This is a genomic window from Micromonospora sp. NPDC047644 (genome assembly GCF_040704315.1).
Taxonomy (GTDB): Bacteria; Actinomycetota; Actinomycetes; order Mycobacteriales; family Micromonosporaceae; genus Micromonospora.
In genome coordinates this window covers 239,200-257,222 of record NZ_JBEYSY010000009.1, presented here as the reverse complement: position 1 = coordinate 257,222, position 18,023 = coordinate 239,200, and the positions used below count along the sequence as shown (strand labels likewise).

Here is an 18,023-nt window from a genome sequence, read left to right as displayed (position 1 = left end):
CATGCCCACCATCAACGGCACCGAGATCAAGAAGGTCGTCGTCGCCTGCGACGCCGGCATGGGCAGCAGCGTGATGCTGGCCAGCCAACTTCGGCGGCAACTGGCGAAGAACGCGGTGACCGTCGAGCACACGCCGGTCAACTCGATCCCGGCGGACGCGGACGTGGTCGTCTGCCACCAGGGGCTCGCCGCGCGGGCCCGGGTCAGCGCACCCGACACCGTGATCGTGCCGATCCAGGTGTTCATCGGCGACCCGGCCGTCAGCAGGGTCGTGAACGCGGTACAGCGCGGTGGTGAGCTGAGTGGCTGAGCTGCTGGCCCGTGACGCGATCCGGCTCGACGAGCGGGCCGGATCGCGGGACGAGGCGATCAGCCGCTGCGGCGCGGTACTCGTCGAGATCGGCGCGGTCGCCCCGGCGTACGTCGACGCGATGCTCGCCCGCGAGCAGAGCGTCTCCACGTACATCGGAGAGGGCGTCGCCATCCCGCACGGCACGCTGAACAGCAAGGAGTCCGTCCAGCGCGACGCCCTCGCGGTGCTGCGCTTCCCCGACGGCGTCGACTGGGACGGCTTCGACGTACGGGTCTGCGTCGCCATCGCCGCTGCCGGCGACGGGCACGTGGACATCCTCGCCCAGCTCGCCTCGGTGCTGATGGACCCCGCCCAGGCGCAGCGGCTACGCGAGTCGACGAGCGTCGACGACGTCATCACCATCCTCGAAGGGAAGCCCTCGTGAAGGTCGTTCGATTCCACGCGCCCGGTGACGTCCGCATCGAGGACGCGCCCGAGCCCACGCCGGGCCCCGCCGAGGTGAAGATCCGCGTCCGCGCCTGCTCCACCTGCGGCACCGACGTGAAGATCTCCCGCTTCGGCCACCACCACATCGCCCCGCCGCGCGTCATGGGCCACGAGATCGCCGGTGAGATCAGCGACGTCGGTGACGACGTCACGGGCTGGCGGCCGGGGGACCGGGTTCAGGTCATCGCCGCCATCCCGTGCGGTACGTGCGCCGAGTGCCGGCGCGGCCGGATGACCGTGTGCCCCAACCAGGTGTCGATGGGATACCACTTCGACGGCGGGTTCGCCGAATACCTGGTCGTGCCGCACAACGTCCTCGCCGTCGACGGGCTCAACCGCATCCCCGAGGGGCTCAGCTTCGCCGAGGCGTCGGTCGCCGAGCCCCTCGCCTGCGTTCTCAACGGCCAGAACCTCGCGGGTGTGGGGGAGGGCGACGACGTGGTCGTCGTCGGCTCCGGGCCGATCGGCTGCCTGCATGTGCGCCTGGCCCGCTCCCGCGGCGCGGCCCGGGTGTTCCTCGTCGACCTCAACCGCGAACGCCTCGACCTGGCCGCCAACCTGGTCCAGCCGGACGCGGCGATCTGCGGCGCCGAGACCGACGTCGTCGACGCGGTGCTCAAGCTCACCGAAGGTCGGGGTGCCGACGTCGTCATCACCGCCACGGCCGCCGGCGTCGCCCAGGAGCAGGCGGTGCAGATGTCCGCACGCCAGGGCCGGATCAGCTTTTTCGGCGGCCTGCCGAAGGACAAGCCCGTCATCTCCCTGGACTCCAACCTCGTGCACTACCGCGAGCTGACCATCGTCGGCGCCAACGGGTCCAGCCCGGAGCACAACAAGGAAGCGCTCCGACTCATCGCCAGCGGCTCCGTGCCGGTCGCCGACCTCATCACCCACCGCCTGCCGCTCGACCGCACCCTCGACGCCTTCGGCATCGTGGCGCGCGGCGAAGCGATCAAGGTGACGATCGAACCCTAGGGGGATCCGTTGCCCAGCAGAACAGTCCTCGTCGGCTCCGCCAGCGGGCTGCACGCCCGCCCGGCGGCGCTGTTCGTCGCCGAGGCGGCGAAGCAGCCGGTGCTGGTCACCATCCGCACCGGCGACAAGAAACCCGTGCCGGCCCGCAGCATGCTCGGCGTGCTGTCGCTCGGTGCCAAGAAGGGCACCGAGGTCACCCTGGAGGCCGACGGCGACGACGCCCAGGCCGCCGTCGACACCCTGGCCGACCTCCTCGAACGCGATCTCGATGCGTGAACTCCGAGGGATCGGGGCCAGCCCGGGTGGTGCGGCGGGGCCGGTCCACCGGCTGGCCCCGCCTCCGGCCCTGCCGCCGTTGGCGGAAACCGTTGATCCCGAAGCCGAGAAGGTCGCCGTCCGGGCCGCGGTCGTCGCCGTCGCCGCCGACCTGACCCGGCGCGCCGACACCGCCCTGGACGCGACCGCCGCCGAGGTCCTGCGCGCGCAGGTCATGATGGCGCAGGACGAGACGCTCATCGACGCGGCCGACATCGCCATCGACGGCGGCGCGGACGCCCCGCACGCGCTCACCGACGTGCTCGCCGGGCACCGGGCCGCCTTCGAAGCCGCGGGCGGGTACCTCGCCGAGCGGATCAGCGATCTCGACGACCTGCGGGACCGCCTCGTCGCGGCGTGCCTGGGGCAGCCCATGCCGGGCGTTCCGGACCCTGGCCATCCGTACCTGCTCATCGCCCGCGACCTGGCACCCGCCGACACCGCCGGCCTCGAACCCGGCCTGGTGCTGGGCCTGATCACTGCCGAGGGCGGGCCGACCAGCCACACCGCGATCCTGGCCCGGACACTCGGTATCCCGGCCGTGGTCCGCTGCGCGGGAATCCTGGACGTGACCGACGGCGCGTTGGCCAGTCTCGACGGCACGAGCGGTGTCGTGGTGGCCGGCGTCTCCGCGGACACGGTGACCGCCGTCAACGCGGAGCGGCTCGCCGAGATCGAACGCCGCGCCCGATCTCAGGGCCCCGGGCGGACCGCGGACGGTCATCCCGTCGCGCTACTGGCCAACATCGGCTCCGTCCGCGACCTCACCGGCGAGGTGGAAGGAGTCGGCCTGTTCCGCACCGAGCTGCTCTACCTCGACCGCAGCGACCCGCCGTCGTACGAGGAACAGGTCGACGCGTACCGCGACGTCTTCGCGGCGCTGCCTGGCCGCAAGATCGTTGTACGCACCCTGGACGCCGGCGCCGACAAGCCGCTGCCGTTCCTGCGGCTGACCGAGGAACCCAACCCCGCACTGGGCATCCGTGGTCTGCGGGTCGCGCGGCAGGCACCGTCCGTACTCACCGCGCAGTTGGCCGCTATCGCGGCGGCGGCTGCCGCGACCGACGCCGACGTCTGGGTGATGGCGCCGATGGTCGCCACGGCGACGGAGGCGGCAGCGTTCACCGAAACCTGCCGCGAACACGGCCTGCCGACCGCCGGCGTGATGATCGAGGTGCCGGCCGCGGCCCTGCGCGCCAACCAGGTGCTGCGCCACGCGGACTTCCTCAGCGTCGGCACCAACGACCTCAGCCAGTACACGTTCGCCGCGGACCGCATGTGCGGCGACCTCGCTGACCTGCTCGACCCGTGGCAGCCCGCGTTGATCGCGCTCCTCGCCGCCTGCGCGGCAGCGGGCGTCGAGGCGGGCAAGCCAGTCGGCGTGTGTGGAGAGTCCGCAGCGGATCCGCAGTTCGCCCTGGTGCTGGCCGGTCTGGGCATCACCAGCCTGTCCATGGCGCCCCGCAGCATCCCGGCGGTGCGCGAGTCCCTGGCCGCGCACACCCTGGCCGAGTGCCGCCAGATCGCCGAGGCAGCCCTTGCCGCGTCCAGCCCGGAGGCGGCACGGGCGGCGGCGGCCGGTACCTCGCGTCACCTCCACCTCGGCGAGGGTGTGTCGGTGCGGTAGGTCGGCCAGGGTTACCGGCGATTCGGCGGTCAGATCCTCCAGCCCTGGAGAAGCACGATGCCCGCCGGGCACCGAGAGGACCGCGCCGCGCGTCGATGGTCAGACCCAGCGATCGGGCCCGGCAGCGCGGTCACACTCGGTGTGGCAGGGTCACGCGGAGTTGCGCCACTTGCGGCCGTTCCGACCGATGAGCCGATCGGCGTCGGTCGGCCCCCAGGAGGCGGCCTCGTAGGTGGGGATCGGCGAGTTGTCCTTCTTCCAGTGGTCGATGATCGGGTCGACGATCCGCCAGCACTGCTGCACCTCGTCGCTGCGGATGAACAGCGAGGCGTCGCCGATCAGCGCGTCCAGGAGCAGACGCTCGTACGCCTCCGGGGACTCCTCGACGAACGTCTGGTCGTAGGAGAACTCCATCGTGGCGGTGCGGACCCGGAAGGAGTGGCCCGGCACCTTGGCGCCGAAGCGCAGCGAGATGCCCTCGTTGGGCTGGATCCGCAGGATCAGCGCGTCAGCATCGAGGCCGGTGAGCTGGTCGGTCGGGATCGGTAGGTGCGGCGGCCGCTGGAACTGCAGTGCCACCTCGGTGAGCCGGGCCGGCAGGCGCTTGCCGGTGCGTACGTAGAACGGCACCCCGGCCCAGCGCCAGTTGTCCACGTTGAGCCGCATGGCGGCGTAGGTCTCGGTCCGCGACAGAGGGTCGACGCCGGTCTCCTCGCGGTAGCCGGCCATCAGCTCCTCGCGGGTGCCACCCCGGGTGTACTGTCCCCGGACCGCGGCCTCGGCGATGTCCCGGTCGGTGGGGAGCCGGATCGCCTGCAGCAGTTTCACCTTCTCGTTGCGCAGGCCCTCAGCCTCGAATGACGCCGGTGGCTCCATCAGCGCCAGCGCGAGGACCTGGAGCACGTGGTTCTGCACGATGTCCCGCATCGCGCCGGCATCCTCGTAGAAGCCGCCGCGGCTGCCGACGCCGAGGGTCTCGGCGACGGTGATCTGCACGTGATCGACCCAGGAGCGATCCCAGATCGGCTGGAAGATCGAGTTCGCGAAGCGCAGCGCCAGCACGTTCTGGACGGTGTCCTTGCCCAGATAGTGATCGATACGGAAGACCTGGTGCTCGTCGAACGCACTGTGCACCACACCGTCGAGCTCGCGGGCCGTGGCCAGGTCGCGTCCGTACGGCTTCTCGATGACCAGACGGGAGAAGGAGCCTTCGCGTGGCTGGTTGAGCCCGACACCCGCCAGTCCGTTGATCACCGGCTCGAAGGCCCCGGCCGGAGTGGACAGGTAGAAGAGCCGGTTGCCAGCCGTACCCCGCTGTGCGTCCAGCTCGTCGAGGGTCTCCACGAGCCGCTTGTACGTCTCCGGGTCGTCGTAGCCGCCGGCCACGTACCGCACGCCGCTCTGGAGCTGGCGCTTGCTGGCGAGGGTACGTGCGCCGAGGGCGCTCTCGGCGAACTGCTCGTCGGTCATCGACGTACGCGCGACGCCGACCAGCGCGAACTGGTCCGGGAGCCGCTCGTGCCGAGCCAGGCTCTCGATCGCGGGCAGCAGCTTACGCCGGGTCAGGTCACCGGAGGCACCGAAAATCACCAGCGTGGCCGGCGGGGCACTCCGCTCCTGAATGAGCTGAGAAGCGTGGTCCATGTCTGCGTTCCTCCGGGCACAAGGGGTGTGGGAGTGGGGGGCGGACTGTCCTGCCAGGACGTGTGCGGCGACGGCGGTGGTGTCCGGGGGCTACAACGGCGTGGCCCGTTGGTCGTGGACCTTGAGCGTCGCATGCCGGGCCGACGGGTAGGCCTCTCGGTGTCGGATTGGTTGCGCTCTGCCGGCGTACGAGTGGTACGAATGATCGTCGCCAGGTATGCCGCGGAGGTCAACGGGCGCGCGCCGTACCCGCCTGTGATGTAGATCCTCGGCGATGTCGCGCCGCAGCGGCAGGCCGACGTCGTCGCGCTGGCGGCATGTCGGGCAACGTCACGAAGAGGTCGGCATACGCTGGCCGTTCGCCTCGTAGTAGGCGAACGCGAGCGCCTCGAGGAGGCTGTCGGAAACGGCGGTTATCCGTTGCCCGTTTCTGATCGGCCCGCCGAGCTCCTGCTCCACCAGCGGTATGGCGTTGGGTGCGAGGCGGTTGAACACGGACGGCCACAGTTGAAGGTATGCGGCCCCCGGCGCGCAGTAGATCGTCACAAGCCCTGAACCGCCGCGAGTCAGACGCGGCAGCAAGGTGGTGATCTCGTTCTTGCCGCTGTAGCTGAACAGTGAGATCAGGTGCTTCGCGTCAAGGGCTTCCGCCCAGTCGACGAGTCGCGCCAGCATCTGCTGGTGCTCCGTCGGTGCTTTCGCCGCAGCGCTACGGAAGTCAGCCGAGCCTGGTTGCGGCGCGTTGGCCTGCCGGGCGGCGGCCTCGGCTTCGGACAGCTCCGCCGCGCGGCGGCCGGGATCGATGCGCTGGGGTACCAGGACTCGCGACTGCCCGACGTCGTACGCCGTGACGGTGACAAGATCGATAACGACCCTGTCTGTGATCAGCTCCAGGTACCCCACCAGCTGCACCAGCTCGTCAGGCACACTGTCGAGCACAATCACCAGGCGGAATGCTCCGTCCGCGAGGCTACGGGCGAGCCCGTCGGCGAACGACGCGGCGTCGACTGATCCCTCCTGGTCGTCGTTGCGGACGGCTTCCGCGATGCTCGTGACTCTGCGTCGTGCCAGGTGTGTGACGAGGGTGGCCGACTCAAGGTAGTCAGGGTCGAGTCCTTGCAGGTACGCCGCGTAGGAGAAGACCTGAGCGACCACTGCCCGTCGCGCCTCGGGGTTTCCGGCGAGCTTGACCTCGATGACGACCAGCCGCCCTGAGGACTCCACGGCCACGACGTCAGCGCGGCCGGTACCGAGCTGCACTTCCGTGCCGAGCACTGTCAGGCGCGGGGCCCCGGACAGTGGGAGCATCTGCGGGCCCTCAGCGACCAGGTCGTGCAGGGCCTGCTCCGCCGGGTACCGACTTGCCGCAAGCGGCTGCCAGCTGCCCTGTGCGTCGGTGCCCCAGATGGCGGTCACCCGGGGACGTTAGCACCCACGCCGGTCGATGGCCGCCGAGCACTCCGACACCCCGGATAGAGCGGGGAAGTCGTCGTCTCGGAAGGGGCCGGTCACTCTCTGCTCGCAGCCAGCGTCTGCCGGGTTCGGTCTCCGGTCCAGGCCGCTTCGAGGATCGCGGTCAGGCTGGCGGTGTCGCTCGGGCCGGGGTGGTTCTGGATCAGGCGGGTGACACCGCTGGCCATCTCCGCGAAGCGCGGGAGGTCGGCGCGCGCCACGCCGATGTCCGCCAGAGTGGCAGGGATGCCGATGTCGGCAAGGAGCCCGTCGAGCCAGGCGAGGAACGTGTCCGCGGCCTCGGCGTCGGAGGCGTCGGCGACGTCGAGCCCGCACACCCGGGCGAGGATGGCCAACCGGTCACCGATGGCATCCCTGGCCGCGTCCAGCGCGTAGGGCAGTAGTAGTCCGACGCCCAGGCCGTGCGGCGTGTGCGTGGCTGCGCCGATGGGGTACTGGAGAGCGTGCGGGGCCGCGTTGCCCGCGTGGGAGAAAGCGATCCCGGCGAGCATGGATCCGTAGGACATGTCCGCCCGCGCGGCCGTGTCGCTTCCGTCCCTGACCACCCGGCGCAAGCTACGGGCAATCCGTTCGGCGGCGCGGAGCGCGTAGTGGTCGGTGATCGGGTTGCGGCCGAGGAACACCTGCTCCACCGGGTCGCGCGGTCCGTGGGGCCGGGGCCGCGCGGTGTAGCTCTCCACGGCGTGACAGAACGCGTCGATACCGGAGTGGGCGGTGACGGTCGCCGGGCAGGTGTAGGTGAGTTCGGGGTCGATGATGGCGAAGTCGGGGACGATGTGGACGCTGCTGACCCCCACCTTCAGCTCGCGGTCCGGGTCGGTCAACACCGAGACGGGTGTGAGCTCGGAACCGGTGCCGGACGTCGTCGGGACCGCGACGAGAGGAATCGTCGGCCCCGGCACCCTCGACTCGCCGTAGTAGTCACGCGGCGTCCCACCGTGGCGGCGGATGACGCCGACGATTTTGGCGAGGTCGATCACCGTGCCACCCCCGACGGCGAGGATCACGTCGGCGTTCACCTCGGCGGCGGCCGAGACGGCCAGGGCGACATCGGCGAGAGGCACATCTGAGGTCGCGTCGGAGAACACCTCGACGGCCTCGACCTTCTCCCGCACGGCGGCCACGATCTCGGCCACGCCCGGCTGCCCCAGGAGAACCTGATCGGTCACGATGAGGACTCGCGAGCCACTCTCGGCCACCACCCGGGGGATGTTCTGGGCGACCCCTTCGCCCACTATCAGCTGGCGTGGTCCGCGGACGGTCTCAAGCATGGCGGTGCCTCTCCGGAACGTCGGCGGCGATGTGCTGGGTGGACGTCCAGGTCACCTGCGGGACCGGGACGGCGTCGGCGAGGTTGGCCGCCCGCGCGGCGCGGATACGCGCGGCGGGCGTCCGGGGCAGCAGGCCGGTCACGGGAGATCGATCGCCACGTAGGTGAGGTCGAGGTACTCGAGGACGCCCTCGTGCGACCCCTCCTTGCCGATCCCGGACTGCTTCACCCCGCCGAACGGAGCTGACGGATCGGAGATCAGACCACGGTTGACGCCGAGCATCCCCGTATCCAGCCCTTCGGCGAATCGGAGCGCCCGCTGGAGGTCACGGGTGAAGACGTAACCTGCCAGGCCGTGCTCGGTGTCGTTGGCCTTCGCCATCACCTCGTCGTCGGAGGTGAACGAGATGATCGGCGCCACCGGGCCGAAGATCTCCTCCTGGAGCATCCGGGCATCCTCGGGCACGTCGACGAGGACCGTGGGCGGGTAGAAGTGGCCCGGCCCATCGGGACGCTCGCCGCCCACCAGGACCCGGGCGCCGCGATCGACCGCATCGGCGACGAGCCCGTCGATCGTGGTGACCGAGGCCTCGTCGATCAACGCCCCGACGTTCACGCCGTCGTCGAGACCATGGCCCACCGAGAGAGCGCCCATCCGCTCGGCGAAGCGCGCCGTGAACTCCTCGCGCACCGGCTCCTCGACGTAGATCCGGTTGGCCGCGATGCATGACTCCCCGATGTTGCGCATCTTGGCCACCATGGCGCCGTCGACCGCCACGTCCAGGTCAGCGTCGGCACACACGATCAGGGCGGCGTTGCCGCCCAGTTCCATCGACGTGCGCAGCACATTCTCCGAGGCCTGTCGCAGCAGAACGCGCCCGACCTGGGTCGACCCGGTGAAGGACAGCTTGCGGGTCCGGCTGTCGGCCAGCAGCGCGGAGACCACCTCGCCGGAACGCTTGGTGGTCACCACGTTGACGACGCCCGGAGGAACGCCGACCTCCTCCATGATGCGGGCCAGGAGCAGCATGGTCAGCGGCGTCTGACCTGCTGGCTTGGTGATCGTCGTGCAGCCGGCCGCCAGCGCAGGAGCGATCTTGCGGGCACCCATGGCCAACGGAAAGTTCCACGGCGTCACGAAGACGCACGGCCCGACCGGCTTCGGCACGGTGAGGATGCGATATCCGCCTGCGGGAGCGATGCTGTAGCGCCCCTCGACGCGCACCGCCTCCTCGGCGAACCAGCGGAAGAACTCGGCACCGTAGGCCACCTCTCCCCGAGCCTCGGGGAGAGGCTTGCCCATCTCCAGCGTGATCAGCCGGGCGATCTCCTCGGATCGCTCGGTCAGGGCCCGGTACGTCGCGGTCAACAACTCTGACCGTTTCCGTGGCGGGGTAGCCGCCCACTGCGCCATCGCCCCGCTCGCCGCGTCCAGGGCGGCGAGCCCGTCACCGACGTCAGCGTCCGCCACCTCGGCGATGGTCTTGCCGGTGGCCGGGTCCTCCACGGCGAAGGTGGCTCCGCTTGCGGCGTCGCGCCAGGCGTCGCCGATCCGGAGCCGCCGGTGCTCGGGGGCCAGCACGTTCATCGGGTCACTCATCGCGTCGCCTCCTGTGATCTTCCTCGTGATGTCCGGCGTGCCGCAGCGATCGCGCTGTGCGCGTAGACGGACGGGTGACCCGCCTCATTGCGAGGCGAGGCGGGCCACGACTGCCATGTACGGGCGCATCTCGCCGTCGCCGCCCGGTGGGGTTACCGCCCAGCCTCGGACAGCGACACCCCGGTGCCCGCATCGAACAGGTGCGCACGGTCCAGGTCGACGGTGACGACCACCCGCTCACCCGGCGTACCCGTGACGGTGGGTCGGGCCTTGACCTTGATGATCTCCGTCCCGATCCGGACGTCGACCACCGTCCGGTCACCGAGCGGCTCAAGCCCGTAGAGCTCGCCCGACAACGACGCGTCGCCACGCTGCTCGACCGACAGGTCCTCCGACCGCAGGCCCAGCATCAGCTCACGACCGTCCTCGGCCGTGGTCCAGCGGGGGCGCGGCAGCGTCCAGCCTTCGGCACCGACCAGCCGATCTCCCTCGGCGCGGCAGGCCAGCAGGCTGATCGGCGGACTCCCGACGAATCCCGCGACCCACTGGTTGGCTGGGCGCTCGTACACCTCGGTCGGTGTTCCGACCTGTTGCACAGTCCCCTCCTTCAGGACCGCGACCTGGTCGGCCATGGACAGGGCCTCGACCTGGTCGTTGGTCACGTAGACGAAGGTCGCTCCGAGGCTGCGGTGGATGCGGGTGAGCTCGGTGCGCATCTCGACGCGGAGCTTGAGGTCGAGATTCGTCAGCGGCTCGTCCATCAGGAACGCGCGCGGACGACGGACCAGCGCCCGGGCCAGAGCGACGCGCTGCATCTCACCACCGGACAACTGTGCCGGACGACGTTGCAGCAACCGCTCGATGTGTAGCAGGTTCGACATCTGCTCCACGGCGGCGGCGATCTCGCTCGACGAACAGCGACGGGCCCGCAGCGGCGAAGCGATGTTCTCGTACACCGTGTGTCGCGGGTAGAGGGCGTAGCTCTGGAAGACCATGGCCAGGTCGCGTGCGGCCGGGGTGTCACCGGTCGCGTCCCTGCCGTCCAGATGCACCGACCCGGCGTCGAGCTTGTCAAGGCCGGCGATCGCTCGCAGCGTCGTCGTCTTGCCCGCGCCGGAGGGCCCGAGCACGACGAAGAACGAGCCGTCCGGCACGTCCAGCGTCACCCCGTCGAGGGCCTGGACTTTTCCGAAGGACTTGCGCAGCCCGTGCGCTGCCACGGTTCCCATCAGGCCACCAGCTCTTCCGTGCTCACGTCGTAGACCGCCGGGGTCCCGCCGGTGTGCCGCAACCCGACGGTGGCGTCAGCGGCGAAACGGACCGTCGGTGGCATCCGCACCCGTACGTCGCGCTGGCCGCCGTGGTCGACCACGTAGATGATTTCGTCGCCCAGCCACTCCGCCGAGACCACGCGGGCCGGGATCGACCGTTCCGCCCCTGGTTCGGTGACTTCCAGCGCCTCCGGCCGGACGCCCGCGACCAGGCGACGGTCGCGCGGCAGACCCGGCGGTGGCGTGAGGGTCAGTCCGCCCTGACCGCGCAGTTTCCCGTCGGCCACCTCCACCTCGATGAGGTTCATCGGCGGGGAGCCGATGAATGCGGCGCAGAAGAGACTCGCCGGACGGTCGTAGACCTCCAACGGTGTGCCGATCTGCTCGACGCGACCCTTGTTGAGGATGGCGATCCGGTGACCGAGCGACATCGCCTCGACCTGGTCGTGGGTGACGTAGACCATGGTGGCGCCCAGTTCCCCCTGCAGGTGCTTGATCTCCGTGCGCATGTCCGCCCGCAGCTCCGCGTCCAGGTTGGTGAGAGGCTCGTCCATGAGGAAGGCGCGCGGTCGCCGCACCAGGGCGCGGGCGAGCGCGACGCGCTGCTGCTCGCCGCCGGAGAGCTGGCGGGGTCGCCGGTCCAGGAGCGGACCGAGCTGCATCAGCCGGGCTGCCTCGTTGACCCGCTCGTGCACCTCCTGCTTGGGCAGTCCCTCGGCCCGCAGTGGGAACGCCAGGTTGTCGCGGGTCTTCAGGTGCGGGTAGAGGGCGTAGAACTGGAACACCATGGCGATGTCGCGCTCGGCGGGTGGCAGGTCGTTGACCAGCGTGTCGCCGATGCGGATGTCGCCCGTCGTCTGTCGCTCCAGGCCGGCGATGGCCCGCAGCGTGGTCGTCTTGCCGCACCCCGAAGGGCCGAGCATCACGAACAGCTCGCCGTGGCCGATGGACAGGTCCACGTGTTCGACTGCGACCGTCCCGTCCGGGTAGCGCTTGTGCAGCGCGGTCACCTCGATGCCCGCCATCAGCGTCGCACCGCCCCGAGCGTCACGCCGGCGATGAGGTGCTTGCGCACCAGGTACGCGAAGACGAGCACCGGTAGGGCGAACACCACGGAGGCGGCGGCCACGAGACCCCAGTCCGTGGTGGTGCCGCCGATCAGGCCGGCGATGGCGGGTGGGGCCGTCCGGACGTCATCGCTGGAGGTGAGGAAGGTGGCGAACACGAACTCGTTCCACGAGAAGATGAGGGCGAAGACCGCCGTCGCGGCGATGCCGGGCACGAGCAGGGGAAGGGTGAAGCGCCGGAACGCCTGCAGACGGGTGTAGCCGTCGAGCATGGCGGCGTCCTCGTACTCCGCGGGCACCTCGTCGACGAACCCCTTCATCATCCAGATCGTGAACGGGACGTTGAACGCGGTGTAGATGAGGATCAGGCCGATCTTGTTGTCGATGAGTCCGACCTGGCGGTACATGAGGAAGATCGGGATCACGACCACCACGGGCGGCATGAAGCGCGTGGAGAGGATGAAGAAGAGTTGGTCCTTCTTGGCCTTCACGGCGAAGCGCGAGTAGGCCCAGGCCGCCGGAACTCCCAGCACGGTGGCCAGCACCGTGGAGGCGCCGGCCACCACGACGGAGTTGAGGAACGCGACGGACAGGGCCGAGCGACCGCCGCCAGGGGAGACGAACACGTCTTTGTAATGGATCAGAGTGATCTTGAAGTCGAAGAACTTGGCCGGGATGGCGTAGACGTCCCGGTTCTCCTTGATGGACGTCTCGATCATCCACAGCACCGGAAAGAGCATCACGACGGCGAGCGCGGTCAGCAGCGCGACCTCCAGCACGGAGCGGCCTCGGCTGCCGAGGCGGCGCGCGGGGGGCGTGTGATCCCGGGCAGGACCCGTGGCCACTGCATCGTCGACGGAGACGGCCATCAGCCCTCCTTGAGCTTGTTCAGATAGCGCAGGTAGAACTGCGTGAGGACGATGACGACGAGGACCATGAGGATTCCGTACGCCGAAGCGGTTCCGGTGTTGAAGCCCAGGAACGCGACCTTGTAGATGTGGAACGACAACGTCTCGGTAGAGACGCCGGGGCCTCCGTTGGTGAGGATGTAGACGAGGTCGAACAGCCGGAACGCCTCGATGGCCCTGAACATCACGGCGATGAGGAGCAGCGGCCACACCAGCGGAAGCGTGATGGTGCGGAACCGGAACCATTCGGACGCCCGGTCGATCGAGGCGGCCTCGTAGAGGTACTTGGGAACCGCGGTGAGGCCCGCGAGTGCGATGAGCATGATGAACGGCGTCCACTGCCAGGTGTCCACCACGATCAGGGACAGCAGTGCCGTCCGCTGGCGGGTGAGCCACTCCACCTGCCCCAGGCCGATCGAGCCGAGCATGCTGTTGACCACGCCGAACTGCGCGTCGAGCATGAATCGCCAGAACAACCCGACCACGACCGGCGACAGCATCATCGGCACCAGGAACAGGGTGGTCAGCACTCCGCGCCCATGCGTGCGCCGTGAGATCAGGTAGGCGATACCGAATCCGAGCACGGTCTGCAGGCCGACCGCGCCGACCACGTAGATCAACGTTGTCAGGGCCCTCGTGTGGACCTGCGCCGACGTCAGGATGGCGGTGTAGTTGCCGAATCCGATGAAATCGGCGGGCCCCCCGCGGGTGGCGGAGTAGTCGGTGAACGACAGGTACAACGCCCACAGCAACGGGAACACCGACATGGCCAGCAACAGCAGCATCGCGGGGGAGATGAAGGCAACGGCGAGCCCGCGGTCACTCAGCCGAGGGGACCGACCCCGGGCAGGCGGCCTCGCGGACGCCACCTGCCCGGGATCGTCGGTCGTCAGAGGGGCGGGGTCACTCACAGTCCGCCGCCACCCTTGCGGTTGCCGGAGTCGAGCACGCCCTGCTGCTCCTTGGCGATGTCGTCGAGCGCGTCCTTGGGCTTCTTCGCGCCGTTGAGGGCCGCGTTCACGTTGGTGTTCTCGATGTCGACGAGGCGCGCGTACTCGGGCACGTTCCACATGTCCCGCATCCGCGGCACCGAGTCGGCGTACACCTTGTTGAACGGCCCGGCGTTGAGGAACTCGGGTGACTGGATCGCGTCCGTACGCGATGGCACACCACCAGCCGCGGCCCACTTCTTCTGGATGTCAGCCCGTTCGAACCACTCCATGAAGTTCAGGGCCTCGGCCTGGTTGTCCTTGGCGGAGTAGGCCGACACGTGCATCCCCATGCCGCCGAGGGGGACCAGGTTCGTCTTCTGGCTCGGCAGGGTGGCAAAACCCAGCTTGTCGAGAATCTGCTCCCGGCTGCTGCCCAGCGTCGACTGCTTCGGGTCGAGCAGGCCGCCGCTCGCGGCGATCCAGTTGAACGCGATGCACGCCTTGCCCTGGGCGACCGCCGCGTTCACCTCGTCGATGAACCAGTTGCCGGAGCCCTTGGCGGTCAGCGGCTTCATCTTGTTGACCAGGACGTCCATCGCCTCCTGGCCAGCGGCGTCGTTGAGGATGCCCTCGATCTTGCGCGTCTTGGCGTCCCAGAGGTTGCCGCCGTAGACGCCGTTCACCGTGTTGTAGGTGACGGCCGCGGCGTCGGAGCCGTTGGCCTGGTGGAAAGCCAGCCCGCTGACGCCAGGGTTGTCCGCCTGGCACTTCGCGGCGGCGGCGATCATCTCGTCCCAGGTCTGCGGCGGCTTGTCACCGATCAGGTCCTTGCGGTAGATCATCGTCCAGGTGTCGCCGAGCAGCGGTAGTCCGTACAGGCTGGCGTTCTCGTCGCGCTTGCCGGTCTCCGCCTGGGGGTACTGGCCGTAGGCCGCCAGGAGGTACGGGTCGTAGGCGGTGACGTCGATGTTCTTCTTGACGAAGTCGGTGATGTCGAGGATGTTGCCGTTCGTCACGGCCTCGCCGATGTGCTGCGAGTCCAGGATCGCGATGTCGAAGTCGGTCTTCCGCGCTGCGAACTGGGTGAACATGGCGTCGTGCCAGTTCGCGTTCGGCACGGTGTTGACCTTGATGGTCGCGTTCGGCCGTTCCTTCTTGTACTCCGCATTCGCGAAGGCTTCCAGTGCCTTCGCGGGCGGCCAGTCGAACCAGATGAAGCTAAGCGTCAGCGGATCCTTGGTGAGCTCCGGGATGGTCGCCGGCGCCTTGGGCGCGCTCGCCTTCTCGCCCTCGTCCTTGCCGTCGCCGCCGCACGCCGTCGCGGTCGTTGCCACCAGCAGCATGGCCATCGTCGCCAGCTGTGCCTTTTGGCCGGGACCGGACAATCGTCCTATTCGCTTCAGGTACCGCATCTTATGCCTGCTTTCCGGGTCGGGACTCTCAAGGCCTCGCTATGTGCTTCGCCGAGCAGTTGCTGGGTTCTTCAGGCGCGTTGCCGGGCTGCCGCGGGGACCGACCCGCGGACCGGCGTCACGAGTACGCCGCGATGTGCCGGGTCTGCCTGCCGTCGAGAGGTCCTTCGGTTCAGCTGCGACCCGGTGACGACCCGAGCGGGACGTCGAGCATGCTCGTGGGAGTTTCAGGTGATCGAAGTGGAGCGGTGGCGGTGGTGCCGCGATGTGCGGGATGGCGGATGTGCGCCGCTTTTCCTATACGATCGCGTGGGGGCGTCAGCATGCCGGAGCGTTGTGACTGATGTCAATAGTTTCGCGAAGGCGCAGGAAGGGACCTCACCTCACGATGGACGACGAAGCGATGATCGCGCGGGGCCGCAGGGCCGTGAGGGGCGGATCGCCGGCGGGGAGATCTGGCGGCCGGCTTGCCGACGAGGTGTACGACACGCTGCTCGGACAGCTGATGTCGCTACGGATCGAGCCTGGCTCCCGCGTCACGATCGACGTCCTGGCCCGGGAGTTGGGGGTCTCGCAGACGCCGATCCGGGACGCTCTGAACCGGATGGAGGCCGAGGGCCTGGTCGTGCGGGTGCCCCATGCCGGCTACCGCATTCCTCCCCAGATAACCCGTCACCGGTTCGAGGACATGCTCGAGGTCCGCCTGCTCCTCGAGCCGGCGGCGGCGCGCCGATCCGCCGAACGCGCATCCTCTGAGCAGGTGGCGGGTCTGCGGCGAATGCTGGAGGAGATGGCGGAGCTGGAGGGGGGCAGCGGGCCCCTGGCCTACGGCGCCTTCGGGCTACGCGACGCGGCCTTCCACGATCTCGTCGCCCTGAGCGCGGAGAACCTGGTCATCCGTGAAACGCTCGCTCGCCTGCACAGCCACGTGCATCTCTTCCGGCTGCACCACGACACCCAGGTCACTCACCTGGCCATGGCCGAGCACGAGGACGTCGTGGCCGCGATCGCCGCGCGTGACCCCGACGCGGCCGCCTACGCGATGCGTCGGCACATCCTTCGATCCGGTGAGCGTTTCCGACGATTGTTCAACGAGATCGAGCACGCGGACGGAATGACGGTGGAGGCTTGACGGGCGCGCTGGGCCCAGGAATGCTGGCTCAATCCTGATCGGATCGGATTGGATCCACCTCACCCGTCCCCATATGCGAGGAGAAGCAGGTGCCCAGAGCGCTGCTCCTGACCGGCGACGCCGCCGAGGAGCTCGACACCATGTATCCCTACTACCGCGTGCAGGAGGGGGGTTGGGACGTCGACGTCACGTCACGGACGATGCGCGACGTGCAACTGGTCATCCACGAGTTCGACCCGAACTCCGACGCCTACGTGGAGAAGAACGGCCGCAAGCTGCCGGTCGACGTGCCCTGGGCCGACGTCGACGTCGAGCGCTATGACGCGCTCATCATCCCCGGGGGACGCGCCCCCGAGTGGATCCGGGTCGACGCCGACGTCAGGCGCATCACCGAGCACTTCTTCGCCCGCAACCTCCCCATCGCGCTGGTGTGCCACGGCGCGCAGGTGCCGGCGGTGTACGGGCTGCTGAAGGGCCGGAAGACGGCGTGTTTTCCTCCCATCACCGGTGACATGGAGAACGCGGGCGCGACGGTCATCGACGCTCCCGACGTCGTGGACGGCAACCTCGTCTCCTGCCGGGGGTGGCCCGACATGCCGCAGTTCGGCCGGGCGATGATGGAGCTCTTCTCGAAGTCCGTCGACTCCGCGTCGGCATGAGCTCATCCGGTCTGCCCTGGTGACCGCAGTTCGGACCGTCACAGTGGACGGTTCCCCCGTCCACGTCCTGGACGGCGGCACGGGGCCCGCGGTGCTGATGCTGCACGGCTCCGGACCCGGCACGACCGGGTCCGGCGCCTGGGCAGCGACGGCGCAGGCGCTGGGCACGTCCTGGCACGTGATAGCTCCTGACCAGGCGGGGTTCGGCCGCACACCCCTCCCGGCAGGCTCCAGGGGTGGGCTCCGGCTGTGGACGGAGCAGGCCGCGAGCCTGATGGATGCTCTCGGTGTCGAGCACTACGCCGTGGTGGGCCACTCCATGGGCGGTGCGGTGGCGCTGGCGTTGGCGGCCGCGCGCCCCCAGCAGGTCACCCGTGTCGTGGCGGTCTCGACGATGGGCGCACCCGGGGCGCCGCTCTCCGCCGACCTCGACGCGGTCTGGGCCGCCCCCGCCAGCCCGGCCGGGGCACGAGACATGCTCAGTCGCCTCGTCCTCGACCAGGCGCTCGTGACCGATGCGGCCGTCGACGCCCGCGCATCCGCGATGCGGGCGGGGGCGGGGGCCTTCGCGTCGTTGTTCCCTCCACCACGGGCACGATGGGCCACCGATCTCACCCTCTCGGCGCAGACGCTGGCGGCGGTGCGCGCGCCCGTGCTGCTCGTGCACGGCGTCGAGGACCGGGTCACCCCGCTCGCGACGGCAGCCCAGCCCCTGCTCCAACACCTGGCCGACGTCCGTCTGCACGTGTTCGGTCGATGCGGGCACGTGCCGGCGATCGAGCACCCGCGGGAGTTCAGACAACTACTCTCGTGCTTCCTCGACCCGGACCGAGGTCACTGATCGCTGCGGCGCTCCGTACGACGTCGGGGCCAGATGCTGGTGAGCGCCCGGACTCACCGCAGTTCACGCGGGTGAAACCGTGCCCCGCCGACCTGGGG

General features: G+C 69.4%; 18 protein-coding genes. 8 read left to right on the top strand and 10 right to left on the bottom strand.

The window, feature by feature from the left end:
• Position 1 precedes the first annotated feature (1 nt).
• The 5 genes from AB0877_RS17135 to ptsP are packed head-to-tail and all read left to right on the top strand — an operon-like array spanning position 2 to position 3,716.
• Positions 2-310 carry a PTS lactose transporter subunit IIB gene (locus AB0877_RS17135; protein WP_366609744.1) on the top strand — a complete coding sequence of 103 codons (309 nt, stop codon included), beginning with the start codon at positions 2-4 and terminating at the stop codon, positions 308-310.
• Positions 303-737, top strand: coding sequence for a PTS sugar transporter subunit IIA (locus AB0877_RS17130; RefSeq protein WP_366609742.1), 435 nt, complete (start codon positions 303-305; stop codon positions 735-737). The genes AB0877_RS17135 and AB0877_RS17130 overlap by 8 nt, the downstream gene beginning before the upstream one ends.
• Positions 734-1,774 carry a zinc-dependent dehydrogenase gene (locus AB0877_RS17125; RefSeq protein WP_366609740.1) on the top strand — a complete coding sequence of 347 codons (1,041 nt, stop codon included), beginning with the start codon at positions 734-736 and terminating at the stop codon, positions 1,772-1,774. Before AB0877_RS17130 ends, AB0877_RS17125 begins: the two co-directional genes overlap by 4 nt.
• A 9-nt stretch (positions 1,775-1,783) precedes the next feature.
• Positions 1,784-2,050 (top strand): HPr family phosphocarrier protein, encoded by a 267-nt coding sequence (locus AB0877_RS17120; protein ID WP_357203559.1) that lies wholly within the window; start codon positions 1,784-1,786, stop codon positions 2,048-2,050.
• Positions 2,043-3,716: a phosphoenolpyruvate--protein phosphotransferase gene (gene ptsP / locus AB0877_RS17115; RefSeq protein WP_366609738.1), complete on the top strand. Its 1,674-nt coding sequence runs from the start codon at positions 2,043-2,045 to the stop codon at positions 3,714-3,716. The genes AB0877_RS17120 and ptsP overlap by 8 nt, the downstream gene beginning before the upstream one ends.
• Positions 3,717-3,866: 150 nt before the next feature.
• Here ptsP and zwf read toward each other — a convergent pair whose 3' ends face one another.
• The 10 genes from zwf to AB0877_RS17065 form a co-directional block, all read right to left on the bottom strand.
• Positions 3,867-5,360: a glucose-6-phosphate dehydrogenase gene (gene zwf / locus AB0877_RS17110; RefSeq protein WP_366609736.1), complete on the bottom strand. Its 1,494-nt coding sequence runs from the start codon at positions 5,358-5,360 to the stop codon at positions 3,867-3,869.
• A 330-nt stretch (positions 5,361-5,690) separates the two neighbouring features.
• Complete coding sequence (locus tag AB0877_RS17105) at positions 5,691-6,776, bottom strand: hypothetical protein (protein WP_366609735.1); 1,086 nt, start codon at positions 6,774-6,776, stop codon at positions 5,691-5,693.
• Positions 6,777-6,868: 92 nt separating this feature from the next.
• The gene (locus tag AB0877_RS17100) at positions 6,869-8,104 is read right to left on the bottom strand and encodes an iron-containing alcohol dehydrogenase (RefSeq protein ID WP_366609733.1); all 1,236 of its coding nucleotides are present in this window, start codon (positions 8,102-8,104) and stop codon (positions 6,869-6,871) included.
• Positions 8,097-8,246: a hypothetical protein gene (locus AB0877_RS17095; RefSeq protein ID WP_366609731.1), complete on the bottom strand. Its 150-nt coding sequence runs from the start codon at positions 8,244-8,246 to the stop codon at positions 8,097-8,099. The genes AB0877_RS17100 and AB0877_RS17095 overlap by 8 nt, the downstream gene beginning before the upstream one ends.
• A complete protein-coding gene (locus tag AB0877_RS17090; RefSeq protein ID WP_366609729.1) occupies positions 8,243-9,703 on the bottom strand; it encodes an NAD-dependent succinate-semialdehyde dehydrogenase in 1,461 nt (486 codons plus the stop codon). The genes AB0877_RS17095 and AB0877_RS17090 overlap by 4 nt, the downstream gene beginning before the upstream one ends.
• Positions 9,704-9,855: 152 nt before the next feature.
• Positions 9,856-10,932, bottom strand: coding sequence for an ABC transporter ATP-binding protein (locus AB0877_RS17085; protein WP_366609727.1), 1,077 nt, complete (start codon positions 10,930-10,932; stop codon positions 9,856-9,858).
• Complete coding sequence (locus AB0877_RS17080; protein WP_366609725.1) at positions 10,932-11,999, bottom strand: ABC transporter ATP-binding protein; 1,068 nt, start codon at positions 11,997-11,999, stop codon at positions 10,932-10,934. Before AB0877_RS17080 ends, AB0877_RS17085 begins: the two co-directional genes overlap by 1 nt.
• Positions 11,999-12,820, bottom strand: coding sequence for a carbohydrate ABC transporter permease (locus tag AB0877_RS17075; RefSeq protein ID WP_366609723.1), 822 nt, complete (start codon positions 12,818-12,820; stop codon positions 11,999-12,001). Before AB0877_RS17075 ends, AB0877_RS17080 begins: the two co-directional genes overlap by 1 nt.
• A gap of 89 nt (positions 12,821-12,909) precedes the next feature.
• Positions 12,910-13,734, bottom strand: a complete 825-nt coding sequence (locus AB0877_RS17070) for a sugar ABC transporter permease (RefSeq protein ID WP_366609721.1) — start codon at positions 13,732-13,734, stop codon at positions 12,910-12,912.
• 122 nt (positions 13,735-13,856) lie between these two features.
• The gene (locus tag AB0877_RS17065) at positions 13,857-15,230 is read right to left on the bottom strand and encodes an extracellular solute-binding protein (protein WP_366609719.1); all 1,374 of its coding nucleotides are present in this window, start codon (positions 15,228-15,230) and stop codon (positions 13,857-13,859) included.
• Positions 15,231-15,681: 451 nt separating this feature from the next.
• Between AB0877_RS17065 and AB0877_RS17060 the strand changes: the two genes are divergently transcribed.
• The 3 genes from AB0877_RS17060 (at position 15,682) to AB0877_RS17050 (ending at position 17,925) form a co-directional block, all read left to right on the top strand.
• The gene (locus AB0877_RS17060; RefSeq protein ID WP_366609717.1) at positions 15,682-16,425 is read left to right on the top strand and encodes a GntR family transcriptional regulator; all 744 of its coding nucleotides are present in this window, start codon (positions 15,682-15,684) and stop codon (positions 16,423-16,425) included.
• 89 nt (positions 16,426-16,514) lie between these two features.
• A complete protein-coding gene (locus AB0877_RS17055; RefSeq protein ID WP_366609715.1) occupies positions 16,515-17,084 on the top strand; it encodes a DJ-1/PfpI family protein in 570 nt (189 codons plus the stop codon).
• Between the two features lie 19 nt (positions 17,085-17,103).
• Positions 17,104-17,925 (top strand): alpha/beta hydrolase, encoded by an 822-nt coding sequence (locus AB0877_RS17050; protein ID WP_366609713.1) that lies wholly within the window; start codon positions 17,104-17,106, stop codon positions 17,923-17,925.
• The last annotated feature ends 98 nt before the right edge of the window (positions 17,926-18,023 follow it).

Bases quoted from the DNA above. Each gene is read 5' to 3' on its own strand.
- AB0877_RS17135 (WP_366609744.1), top strand. From the start codon at position 2: ATGCCCACCATCAACGGCACCGAGATCAAGAAGGTCGTCGTCGCCTGC.
- ptsP (WP_366609738.1), top strand. From the start codon at position 2,043: ATGCGTGAACTCCGAGGGATCGGGGCCAGCCCGGGTGGTGCGGCGGGG.
- zwf (WP_366609736.1), bottom strand. From the start codon at position 5,360: ATGGACCACGCTTCTCAGCTCATTCAGGAGCGGAGTGCCCCGCCGGCC.
- AB0877_RS17100 (WP_366609733.1), bottom strand. From the start codon at position 8,104: ATGCTTGAGACCGTCCGCGGACCACGCCAGCTGATAGTGGGCGAAGGG.
- AB0877_RS17090 (WP_366609729.1), bottom strand. From the start codon at position 9,703: ATGAGTGACCCGATGAACGTGCTGGCCCCCGAGCACCGGCGGCTCCGG.
- AB0877_RS17085 (WP_366609727.1), bottom strand. From the start codon at position 10,932: ATGGGAACCGTGGCAGCGCACGGGCTGCGCAAGTCCTTCGGAAAAGTC.
- AB0877_RS17080 (WP_366609725.1), bottom strand. From the start codon at position 11,999: ATGGCGGGCATCGAGGTGACCGCGCTGCACAAGCGCTACCCGGACGGG.
- AB0877_RS17070 (WP_366609721.1), bottom strand. From the start codon at position 13,734: ATGCTGCTGTTGCTGGCCATGTCGGTGTTCCCGTTGCTGTGGGCGTTG.
- AB0877_RS17065 (WP_366609719.1), bottom strand. From the start codon at position 15,230: ATGGCCATGCTGCTGGTGGCAACGACCGCGACGGCGTGCGGCGGCGAC.
- AB0877_RS17060 (WP_366609717.1), top strand. From the start codon at position 15,682: ATGGACGACGAAGCGATGATCGCGCGGGGCCGCAGGGCCGTGAGGGGC.